Origin of the sequence: Lentilactobacillus dabitei, assembly GCF_019061365.1 — a bacterium.
GTDB classification, from domain to species: Bacteria; Bacillota; Bacilli; order Lactobacillales; family Lactobacillaceae; genus Lentilactobacillus; species Lentilactobacillus dabitei.
Genome location: NZ_JAHPPD010000020.1, coordinates 1 through 11,794, shown reverse-complemented (window position 1 = coordinate 11,794; position 11,794 = coordinate 1). Strand labels below are relative to the sequence as shown.

The following is an 11,794-nucleotide window of genomic DNA, read 5'->3' as shown; positions in this document are numbered from 1 at the left end:
TTACTCCCTGTTTATCTTCTGTTGCCATTTATAGACTTGATTCATAATCTGCATCGGCGTTTTCGACATCAAATCAAGCTGCTTAATCTCAGAAACCACTTCAGCTTGGTTGTCATCAACCGTTTCAAGTGGAAACAGTGAGATTTGCTCTTCAGTGTCCGATTTAGGTTGGTGGGTTGGTTTTGGCTGCCTTCCTTTTCGCTTTTGATCGGCTTCCGCCTGCTGCTCTAATTTAGTAAGTATATCATTTGCCCGGCTCAATAGGTTGTTTGGTAACCCAGCCAATTTAGCGACGTGAATTCCGTAAGATTTATCCGCTGGACCTGGTTGAATTTTGTGAAGGAAAACTAATTCACCATTTGACTCGGTGGCACCAACGTGAACGTTTTGTAACTGCTTCAAACTTTCGTCCAGAGTTGTCAACTCATGATAATGGGTGGAGAATAGCGTTTTAGCACCAATATTGTTATGCACATACTCAATAATCGCTTGAGCCAATGCCATTCCATCGTAAGTCGCAGTCCCCCGACCAATTTCATCAAATAAGATCAAACTGTTGGGCGTTGCATTCTCGATGGCATCATTGGCTTCTTTCATTTCGACCATGAACGTACTTTTTCCAGAAATCAGATCGTCAGCAGCGCCAATTCGGGTAAAAATTTTATCAAAAACGGGCATCACTGCCTTCTTAGCAGGTACAAAACAACCAATTTGATTCATGATAACTGCTAATGCCATTTGCCGCATATAGGTGCTCTTACCAGACATATTGGGCCCGGTGATTAAAAGAACGCTCGTGTGGTCATCCATGGTAACGTCATTGGGAACATACTGCTGATGACCTAATACTTTTTCGACAACCGGATGGCGACCGTCTTTGATTGACACTTCATGTTTAGCTGTCAAGGTTGGTCGAATAAACCGATATTCCTCACTAACGGCTGCAAAACTTTGTAAGACATCCACGGAAGCAATCGAATCTGCCAAATCTTGAATTCGCTTAATCGATTTTTTGATGTCTTCACGAATTTTAACAAATAATTTGTATTCCAGAGTCTTGCTCTGTTCTTCAGCTTCCAAGATCAGGGCTTCTTTTTCTTTTAATTCTGGGGTTGAAAATCTTTCTGCGTTCGCCAAAGTTTGTTTGCGTTGGTAACGATCTGCGGGTATTTTGCTCAAATTGACCTTGGTGACTTCAATATAATATCCAAAAACGTGATTAAAGCCGACTTTCAAATTATTAATACCCGTTATTTTGCGTTCCTTAGCCTCAAGTTCAGCTAACCACTTTTGACCATTGTTAGTGGCATCACGATACTTGTCCAGTTGATCATCAAAGCCATCCTTAATAACCCCACCATCCGTAACGGAAATCGGGGGTTCTTCAACAATCGCCGACTCAATTTCGCCAACAACATCATCTAGTGGAACGAGTTTTTCAAGCATGTCTTGAAAACTTTTGTCTGCAATTTGTTCCAAAATGTACTTAATCTTTGGCACCTGTTGCAAAGAAGCTTTCAACTGAATCAAGTCACGGCCGTTAACACTGCCAAAGGCGATTCTGCCTGCCAAACGCTCCAAATCGTACACCTTCACGAGTTCGTCTTGGAGCTGGTTTCGCTCATAATAATGATCAAGCAGGACCGCAACCGCATCGTGGCGCTCATTAATCTTATTAGCATTGACAAGTGGTCGTTCAATCCATTGTTTTAATTTTCGCCCACCCATTGCAGTCTTGGTTTGGTCCAATAACCAAAGCAACGTTCCGGCTTTTTTGCCGGTTCGAATATTTTTGATCAATTCAAGATTATATTGCGAATTGTGATCCATCTCCAGGAAGTCGGACGGTTCGTACACGACAGCCCGCTTAAGATGGCTCAGGCTGCGTTTTTGAGTGGCTTGGATATAATCCAGCAACATCTTTAAAACACGCCTCATGAGTGGATTATCAACGTCCTGGCTAAGGTAGCTGACCGAAGAATTGACTGGCACTTCCGCTTGGGTCGATCGGAGAATGCCTATTTTTTTAATCGTCTCCTGAATCGTTGTTGGCAGGTCTGGATCAATGACTGTTTCTTTAGTTTGTAGTGAAACTAATTCGTTCACCAACTCGGCCTGAGTTGTCAATTCGGCTACTTTTAATTCGCCAGTCGACAAATCAACATATGAAAAAGCAAATTGTTGGCCTGACTTGTCCGCAACCACGGCCGTTAAATAATTATTCGTCTTGGCATTTTCACTGCCAACGTCCACTTGGGTTCCTGGTGTTACCAACTGGATGACTTCGCGTTTAACCATCCCTTTGGTTAACCGAGGATCTTCCATCTGCTCACAAATCGCAACTTTGTACCCCTGGTCCACCAAAATATCAATGTAATTTTTGACGGCTTTATGGGGCACCCCACACATTGGAATCGGGTGCTCAGCATTCCGACTACGGTTAGTTAAGGTTAATTCCAAAAGTTGTGAACCTTTGATTGCATCCTCATTGAACATCTCATAAAAATCACCGAGACGGTAAAATAAAAATGCATCCGGATATTGGTCCTTAATCTTTTGATACTGTACCATCATTGGTGTTTGTGCTTGCTTTGCCACCTATAAGTCCCCTTAAATCAAATTCGTTTTTCCCAGTATGTTTAACTTAGTGATTAATTAATTTGGTCGTCTGTTAACATCACAGTTTTAATTTGTGTTGTATGGCCAGTCTTATCGTCAATGTCGATGTAACAGCCGGAAATAATTCCCCGGCCAGTTTCTAAGACTTCAAATCGGGCAGGCCGTTGGTTCAAAAATCGGTTGATCACACTTTCTGGCTTCATGCCCAGCATCCCATCTGCCGGACCAGTCATTCCGGCATCGGTCAAAAAGCCGGTCTTTTCGGGTAAAATTTGGGCATCGTTCGTTTGCACATGAGTGTGCGTGCCGACGATCGCGGAAATCCGGCCGTCGAGATAACGGGCAATGGCTAATTTTTCACTGGTTGCTTCTGCGTGAAAGTCCATAAAAATACAGTGAGTGGTTTTGCGGATTTCAGTCACTAATTCATCCGCCAGCGCGAACGGATCATCCAGATTATCCATGAAAACCCGTCCTTGAAAATTAAGCACTGCCAGTTGATGACCGTTGACGTTGACCATTGTATACCCTTTTCCCGGTGTCGTCCGTTTCGGGAAATTGTATGGGCGAATCAGGCGTTTGCTGTCATCGATAAAGTCCAATATTTCATTATTGCTCCACGCATGATTCCCTAACGTAACAACATCAACGCCCGCACCCATCATCTTTTTGTAGATACTTTGAGTAATTCCTCGGCCCATGGGCGTTGCATTTTCACCGTTCACAACTGTTACCTGTGGTCGAAGCTCCTGTTTAAGCTTGGGTAGATATGTTTCAATCATATGAACGCCCATATTTCCAACAACGTCACCAATAAAAAGAACTCGCATTAACTTTTTCCTCAATACTTTCTAGTTTGTTTGAAATAAGTTTAACATTTATAAAAGAAAAAAGACCAGAGTCCCTGATCTTTTATCTTGCATATTCGACTGAACGAACTTCCCGAATCACAGTAACCTTAATGTGACCAGGATACTTCATTTTAGTTTCAATCTTTTGTTTAATCTTACGGGCAAGCACAATTGCTTGAGTATCCGTAATGTCTTCAGGCTTTGCAATCACCCTGATCTCTCGACCAGCTTGGATTGCATAGCTCTTTTGTACCTCGTCAAAGCTGTCGGTAATTTTTTCAAGGCTATCAAGTCGATGAACGAAGCTTTCAAGTGAATCACTGTGAGCCCCTGGCCGCGAAATAGCAATCTTCCCTGCCACCGCAACCAATTCAGCAATGATTGATTCGGGTTTATGATCTTCGTCATAACCCTTAATTGCATCAATCACAACTGGACTTTCGTGATACTTCTTGGCTAAGTCAACCCCAACTTGAACGTGTGAGCCTTCAACCCCATTATTAGCAGCTTTGCCGATATCGTGTAATAATCCTGCGCGTTTAGCTAAAGTAACATCCTCACCTAATTCTGATGCAAACGCACCAGTCAACTTTGCAACCTCAATTGAATGACCAAGTAAATTCTGACCATGGAAAATCTTAAAGTTCATCTGACCGACTAATTTGATCATCTCTGGACTCATTGAATGAATTCCCAAATCAAACAGGGTTTCTTCACCAATATCTTGAATCCGCTCATCAAGTTCTTTGCGGCTCTTTTCAACCATCTCTTCAATCCGAGCTGGATGAATCCGGCCGTCCTTAATAAGCTTCTCCAAAGTCATCTTGGCAACTTCCCGCCGTATTGGATCAAATCCACTCAATACCACAGCTTGTGGTGTATCATCAATGATTAAATCAATTCCAGTCAGGGTCTCGAAGGTCCGGATATTTCGACCTTCTCGACCAATGATTCTTCCCTTCATATCTTCATTTGGAAGGCTCACAACGGAAACCGTGGTTTCGGAAACCACATCCGCTGAACTTTGTTGAATTGCTTCAATGATCAGATCCTTAGCATTTTCATCAGCTTCAGATTGAGCCTGGTAATAACTTTCCTTTACCATCCGGGCTTTCTCATCGGCCAACTGTTCACTAGTCTCTTGAATGATCAGATTACGGGCCTCTTCTTGAGTAAAGGCCGCAACTTTCTCAACTTCAGCCTGACGTTTTTGAATAAGTGAGTTTGCTTCTTCTTGTTGTGTAGTTAAGTTTTGTTGTTCACGATTAATCTTTTGCTCTTTTCGGTTAAGGGTGCTCTCTCTACGCTCAAAAGCACTATCTTTCCGGTCAAGAGCCTCTTCTCGCTGCAACAAACGATCCTCTTGTTTTTGAATCTCCGCTCGTCGATTCTTTAGTTCTTTTTCAACTGAAGAACGATAGCGATGGTTCTTTTCCTGAGCTGACAAAGTTGCTTCTTTAACAACTGTTTCCGCCTTTTTCTTGGCTTCAACTAGAATGTTCTTTGCAGAACCATTTGCCGCATCAAGATCTTTTTCCTGGATCTTCTTTTGTGTAGACTTGCCGATAACAAAACTAATAATACCAACAAAACCAACAACAATAATAGCGATGATTGCGAGGATTATTCCAGCCATACTCATGGCTTCACCTCCAAATCATCATAAAATGATTATTTTCTAAACCAATTATAAGATGTTATTTGATTATTGACACAACTATCATTTTAATGTTTGTTGGCACTGGTGTCAATCATCTTATGCGGTAACGGCAATTAGTTGCATGCAACAAGTTGTTCTTAATATCAAAAAGTTGCTTTACGGTATCATACAAGTCACCGTCACCATTATGTTTACAAAAAAAGCCCTCATCGCTGAAGGCCTTCTCTGCTGTAAATAGATGTTGCACTACTTACCAATATTTAAATCAATATTTTCAGTTGCTTCGTTTTTGCTATCAGATTTTTTAGAAGCCTTCGTAGCTTTCTTGTCATCTGATTTTGAAGACGACTTTGGCTTTTCGTCAGGGGCCGTATCGTCAGGAATTCCATACGCATCCCGAACTTTTTTCTCAACCTCTTTAAACATATCTTGATGTTCCTCAAGGTATGATTTAGCGTTCTCGCGACCTTGACCAATCCGTTCTTCACCGTATGAATACCAAGAACCGGACTTATCGATAATATCTTTATCCACAGCCATATCGACCAATTCGCCAGATTGAGAAATTCCTTTCCCATACATAATATCCACTTCGGCACGTTTGAATGGTGGCGCAACCTTATTCTTCACCACTTTAATTCGAACTCGGTTACCAATGATATTAGTGCCGTCCTTAATCTGTTCAGCACGACGAATTTCAAGTCGAATGGTTGCGTAGAATTTCAATGCACGGCCACCAGGAGTGGTTTCTGGATTACCAAACATAACCCCAACTTTTTCACGAATCTGATTAATAAAGATCGCAATTGTTTTCGTCTTGCTAATCGTTCCGGATAATTTTCGTAGGGCTTGTGACATCAATCGGGCTTGAAGACCAACGTGGGCATCCCCCATTTCGCCTTCGATTTCGGCCCGAGGTACCAAAGCGGCAACTGAATCGATGACAACAATATCAACTGCGCCACTCGTCACCAAAGCATCAGTGATTTGCAGTCCCTGTTCACCGGTATCAGGTTGCGACAGTAACAAATCATCGATGTTAACCCCTAAATGGGTCGCGTAAACTGGATCCAGCGCGTTTTCAGCATCGATATACGCAGCTGTCCCACCACGTTTTTGGACTTCAGCTACGGCATGAAGAGCAACCGTTGTTTTCCCAGAACTTTCTGGTCCATATACTTCAACGATTCTTCCACGAGGATAACCACCAACTCCGAGCGCCTCATCGAGTGCAAGTGAACCGGATGGAACCGTCGAAATCTGCGTATCGGCTTTGTCGCCCATCCTCATGATGGATCCCTTACCGAATTCTTTTTCAATATTCTTTAAGGCTTTATCTAAAGCTACTTTTCTTTGGTCAGCCATTGAATTCCTCCCATTTCCTTACCGGAAAAGTTTACCAACTAACTATACTAATGATTTTCGAAAAAAGCAATAAAAAAGGGAACAAAAGTTCGATTAATTATGAATTGCATCAAGCGCCATTTGTAGCCCAGCATCAACCGATGCCTTTCTAATGGCGTTTCGTTCGCCGGAGAAATGAAATTCTTTGGCAAAAGTCTGCTGGGTGCCATATGCAACCCCTATCCAAACGGTACCAGCTGGATTACTTTCAAGCTCATCCGGACCCGCTACGCCAGTGAATGATACACCTAAATCTTTTTTCATAATTGAACGAGCCTGATTGGCCATCCAAATTGCGGTTGGCTCACTCACAACGCCGTTCTCCTCAATCACTTCGCTGGGAATGTTCAATAATTGCTCTTTAACTTCATTGGAGTATGTGACAAACCCTCCTTCAAATATTTCAGAAACACCAGCAACGTTCCCAAGAGTGCTCTGAAATTGTCCGGCAGTCAGACTCTCTGCTGCAGTAATCGTGATATGTCGTTTGATTAATTCATTAACCAACTTCTGTTCAAGTGTCATCTCTATTGCCCCTTTCATTTATTAAATACGTAAAATACGTGCCAAAAATTTAAATTCAATGAAAAATAACAAACGAGGACAAGGTTATGGCAAAATAGCTTGCCCAACCACTGACCTCGTTTTGATTTCAGATAAAACTATTAAAATGAATCTGCAAATACAGATCGATTCTGAACGAAATAATCAATGCCAGAATAGATCGTGAAGAATAAGCAAGTGTACAGCATAATCTGATCTAATGGGAAATTAATGGCCGCAAAGAGAACGTTATTCAAGAAGAGCAGAATAATGGCCAGCATCTGAGTCGTTGTCTTAATCTTTCCGGGCCAAGCAGCAGCAATAACTGCGCCATTATTTTCAACAATAATCAATCTTAGTCCAGTAACGGCCAATTCCCGACAGACGATGATGGCAATCACCCATGCTGGAACTTCCCCAATCTCGACAAGGAAAATAAAGGCAGTCATGACAAGCATTTTATCAGCTAAAGGATCCGCGAATTTCCCAAAGTTGGTGACTAAATGCCTTCTGCGAGCAATTTGCCCATCCAAAAAGTCAGTGAGAGAAGCCACAATAAAGATAATAGTGGCAACCCAGCGGGCATTCCCAATAACCGTCCCGGCAATCGTGACACTACCCGAAAAAATGGGTACGGCAAGTATTAGAATGAAAAACGGAATCAAGATAATTCTAAAGATCGTTAATTTATTTGGTAAATTCATGTTTTCCTCCACCAGCCAGTCTCATTAATAACCGTTTGTTGTTCCAGACGTGTTGGTATTTCCAGTTGTACCAGTATTCCCGGTAGTCGTGCTAGCAGATCCGGTAGTTGTCCCGTTCGTTGTTCCAGTTGTTGTACCTGTTGAACCGGTCGTCGTGGTTGCTGAACTATTCGTCGCTGCAGAACTGCTGCTTGATGATTGGGCAGCGGTCGACTTACCAAATTGTAATGTAATAACTCTAACTTGGCTGGATCCATTATCAACTGGATCTGCTACCTTAAGCTTTTTGCCGCCGACGTAAATTGAAGTCTGGGCAGCGTTACCAGCATTAACAGTAACAGTACTGGTCCCACTTGGGATGGCAACCGTATGTGACTTTCCACCAGTTAAAGCAGCTTGCCACAGAGTTGTGCCATCTGCCGAAACTGCAGTCCATGCGCTGGTTGCAGCAGAAGCAGTCATAATCCGAAGGGCAGTCTTACCCTTCACACCGCTTACTCGATAGGTCACATCACTACCGGAGGCTGTCACTTTCTTAAAAGTAATTGCTTTTTTCTTAGGAGTCTTGGCTTTAGCTTTACTCTTTGTTGAACTGCTTGATTTAGCTTTGTTATTTTTGTTACCAGAAACGGAAACTTTGGAAGTCTCAATTTGAGTTTTGGACGTGTCCCGGGTACTCTTTGCCGCAGCAACCCAAATCGCAACCAAAATAATCAAAACGATAACAGATACTGACGCAATCGGAATATACCTCCGCAGCTTTTCGTTTCGCTGGTCCACTTTTCGTTGTGCCGATCGAGTTTCTGGATTATCATCATTTACCCGGTCAACATATTCCGGATCTTCAGTATCGGGAAGCTTTTCTTCATATTGACTCAGCAACTCAGTTCCATCCAAACCAACAGAATCAGCATACTGCTTCACAAACGCCCGAACATAGAATTCTCCAGGAAGGTCATCAAAATTATTATCTTCAATCGCAATTAAATAACGCTTCTGGATCTTGGTGTTTTTTTGCAGGTCATCAAGGGTATAACCCTTTGCCACTCTGGCATCATGCAGTTTTTTCCCAATTGTTAAACTATCTTTTTCGTCACTCATACGTATTCTCCATTACAATTAATTATTCACTTAATTCAGTATATCATACGACATTTTTATTAGTTATTGATGATCATTATTAGTATTAATAACGACTTCTTGCATCGTTGCTTGATCCAAAAATGCATTGGTAATTTCCGCCACATCTTGCAAGGTTAAATCTTTTAAAATCTCAACCTCATCATATATTGTAACAGGTTCCCCAATGAAGCCGTCAAACTGACCACTGATCGCCTCTTCAGAATCCATCATTTCAATATAATTTCCAAGTTGTTCGTTCTTTTGTAGTTGAAATTCTTGGGTCTTTGATAAAATTGTTGATGGAATTTCATGAATGATTGTTCGAATTCTATTGATAAACGCTACCGTTTGATTCGTGTCACAACCAAGAATCGCAAAATGAAATCCACGTTCGTTTTCAAACTCCCATGAAAACGAATCATCAATTATTCCATCATGGTATAGTTTATCATACTCCCCAGCGTTTTCGCCGAAAAACAGGTCAAACGTGATCGAAACACCAATTTCATACCTTAAACCAGCCCGACCGCTCGGAACAGGATCGTTTCCGCGAAGACCGACCGTTGCCTTCGAACGAGCAACATTCATGTCAACATGGTGAACTTTCTCTGGCTTATTTTCAGAAAAATCAATTAATCTTTCAAGTGTTTGCGGTTTCTGCTTCGGCTTAGTTTGTTGGTTGGCTTCAATCCAGGCCAACGTTTCTTCTGGATCAACTTTTCCTGTAATGAATAGTGACATATTATCAGGCCGATAGAATGACTGGTAGGCAAGCTGAACATCAGCGAGCTGTATCTGATCAACTGTTTGAACCGTCCCGGCAATATCCATTGCCAACGTAGAATCGGGATAAAGTTCGCTAATTGTGGTGAAATATGCCTGATTGTCCGGATCATTTTGGTACATATTAATTTCTTGATCAATGATGCCCTTTTCTCGCTGAACCTTTTCAGCTGTGAAATAGGGCTCTTGAACGAAATTTAACAAGATATTGAGATTATCTTGAACTGATTCAGTCGTTGAAAACAAAAAATTAGTCTTCGTAAAACTCGTATAAGCATTAGATCGGGCACCGGTTTGATTAAAGAGTTCAAAAACATCATAATCTTTTTTATCGAACATCTTATGTTCAAGAAAGTGCGCAATCCCGGCGGGTTGAACCACCTGCTCACCATTTACACGGAAAGACCGGTCGATTGATCCATAATTGACACCTAGAATTGCCGTCGTCTTATTAAAACCGGGCTTGGGCTGGATGTAAACCATCATTCCATTGGCCAATCGACTCACAAATAATTTTTCATGATAGGTTGGATAATCAATTGACTCCATTGGTTCCCTCCTCACTATTTAATGTAAAGACTGCTCGTAATTGAAGCTGCTTGGCAACCGCAGAAATGGCGGTGCGAGTAACTGAATTAACTTGAGATTCCCATTCCGTGTCAGCAATTGAAAATCCCATAATTTGTTGAAGGTACTGCTTATCAATTAAAGCAGCTAAATGATCACCTTCTGAGCGATGTTGATTAATCAGTGCTTGTTTAATGCCAGCCAGAAGTTGGTCGTCGTAATCACCAGCGATGATTTTATTCAGCTGTTGCGGAACCATTTGTGAAACTTGCTTTTCGTTTTTTTGGTCGATCCCGGCTTGAACCGTCACCATCCCAAAGAGCGAGTTGTAATTGCTATGAATGTCATACGCTAAACTCTTTTTCTCGCGAACATTTGTAAATAGCAACGATTGTGAAGAGCCGCCAAATAATTGATTGAAAATCATTGCAGAAAAATAATCCTGATCTCCAAAATAAATCGGCAATTGATACCCCATACTCAAGATGCTTTGAGATCCAACCAGGATTTGTTCACCGGTTGCAACTTGACTAACCGGAGCTGGAATTACTCTTAACTCATATTTGGCCGTTTGCCGATCGCCGAAGCTCCGGAATCGACTCAATTCGGTTTGAATCTTGTCGGTGGCCACGTCGCCCCCGACCAATATTGTAATTTCGGCCGTTTTGAGAATAGTCAAATAATATGTGTAGAGTTGCTTTGGCGTAATCTGTTTAAATGAAGCCACATCTCCCAGTAAGAACGCCCCGTGATCTGGATCATTTGGATAATACAACTGTTGTAATTGAAGTGTGGCATAATATTCCTTGTTGTCTACAATCGAATCCAAATAGTTGATCATATTGGTTTGATGAATCTTGAAGTATGCAGCGTCAAATTGGCCCTCGTTCACCAGTGGATTTTCAATCATTTCTTTCAGAAAAGAAAACACTTGGGTGGTTAAATCCCGATCCCCAGGTAAAAAACGATCATTAGGATAGGTCATCTTCATTTGGAGAGTATGTTGATTACCATAGCGAAGGACAGAAACGCCGTAACTGGCCCCAAACATCTCAGATAACTTCCGGGAAACCAGCATCTCACTGTTATATTTGGCGGAAGCATTCTCTAATAGTTCCGCCAATAAAGCAAGTTTGGCAAAATTTCGATGATTGGTCGGAAATGTAAAATTAATCACAACTTTGGTATTTTTAAATTTTTTCGTAGGAACAACCTGAAGTTGCACCCCATTGGCAATCTGATAAGCCACTTAACTTCCTCCTCAATTATTCACAGATTTTATACTAAGATAAATCAATGGAATTCTCAACATAATTCGGGAAATGTAAGAAAAAATAAAGAGAGTGACAATCCATATCCGATCGCTTACACAGTTCATCAACAATTGGGGAATAATAAGTCCGCTCACGTCGGTTAAAGGTAGGCTAGAACCAATTATCCTTTCCTGGTTATGATGTGAAGTAAGCACTAAATAACTGGACGTATTCAAAAAGGCATTCGAGCATGTTATTCTTCAGATAACACAATCGAATGCCTTTTTA

9 protein-coding genes are annotated in these 11,794 nt (G+C 41.6%); all 9 read right to left on the bottom strand.

Features of this window, described 5'->3' with window-relative positions; all coding sequences use genetic code 11:
* On the bottom strand, positions 1 to 2,598 hold the full coding sequence (gene mutS / locus KTE19_RS04705; RefSeq protein WP_217341725.1) for a DNA mismatch repair protein MutS: 2,598 nt from the start codon (positions 2,596 to 2,598) through the stop codon (positions 1 to 3).
* Between the two features lie 53 nt (positions 2,599 to 2,651).
* Positions 2,652 to 3,449, bottom strand: coding sequence for a TIGR00282 family metallophosphoesterase (locus tag KTE19_RS04700; protein WP_217161384.1), 798 nt, complete (start codon positions 3,447 to 3,449; stop codon positions 2,652 to 2,654).
* Between the two features lie 82 nt (positions 3,450 to 3,531).
* A complete protein-coding gene (rny, locus tag KTE19_RS04695; protein WP_217161385.1) occupies positions 3,532 to 5,112 on the bottom strand; it encodes a ribonuclease Y in 1,581 nt (526 codons plus the stop codon).
* A gap of 264 nt (positions 5,113 to 5,376) precedes the next feature.
* The gene (recA, locus tag KTE19_RS04690) at positions 5,377 to 6,495 is read right to left on the bottom strand and encodes a recombinase RecA (protein WP_217161386.1); all 1,119 of its coding nucleotides are present in this window, start codon (positions 6,493 to 6,495) and stop codon (positions 5,377 to 5,379) included.
* A 93-nt stretch (positions 6,496 to 6,588) separates the two neighbouring features.
* The gene (locus KTE19_RS04685) at positions 6,589 to 7,059 is read right to left on the bottom strand and encodes a nicotinamide-nucleotide amidohydrolase family protein (RefSeq protein WP_217161387.1); all 471 of its coding nucleotides are present in this window, start codon (positions 7,057 to 7,059) and stop codon (positions 6,589 to 6,591) included.
* A gap of 140 nt (positions 7,060 to 7,199) precedes the next feature.
* The gene (gene pgsA / locus KTE19_RS04680; protein WP_217161388.1) at positions 7,200 to 7,781 is read right to left on the bottom strand and encodes a CDP-diacylglycerol--glycerol-3-phosphate 3-phosphatidyltransferase; all 582 of its coding nucleotides are present in this window, start codon (positions 7,779 to 7,781) and stop codon (positions 7,200 to 7,202) included.
* 24 nt (positions 7,782 to 7,805) lie between these two features.
* A complete protein-coding gene (locus KTE19_RS04675) occupies positions 7,806 to 8,882 on the bottom strand; it encodes a helix-turn-helix domain-containing protein (RefSeq protein WP_217161389.1) in 1,077 nt (358 codons plus the stop codon).
* Between the two features lie 63 nt (positions 8,883 to 8,945).
* Positions 8,946 to 10,235: an EF-P 5-aminopentanol modification-associated protein YfmH gene (gene yfmH / locus KTE19_RS04670; protein WP_217161390.1), complete on the bottom strand. Its 1,290-nt coding sequence runs from the start codon at positions 10,233 to 10,235 to the stop codon at positions 8,946 to 8,948.
* Entirely contained in the window at positions 10,222 to 11,502 is a 1,281-nt protein-coding gene (yfmF, locus tag KTE19_RS04665; RefSeq protein WP_217341724.1) for an EF-P 5-aminopentanol modification-associated protein YfmF, read from the bottom strand. Before yfmF ends, yfmH begins: the two co-directional genes overlap by 14 nt.
* Positions 11,503 to 11,794: the final 292 nt, after the last annotated feature.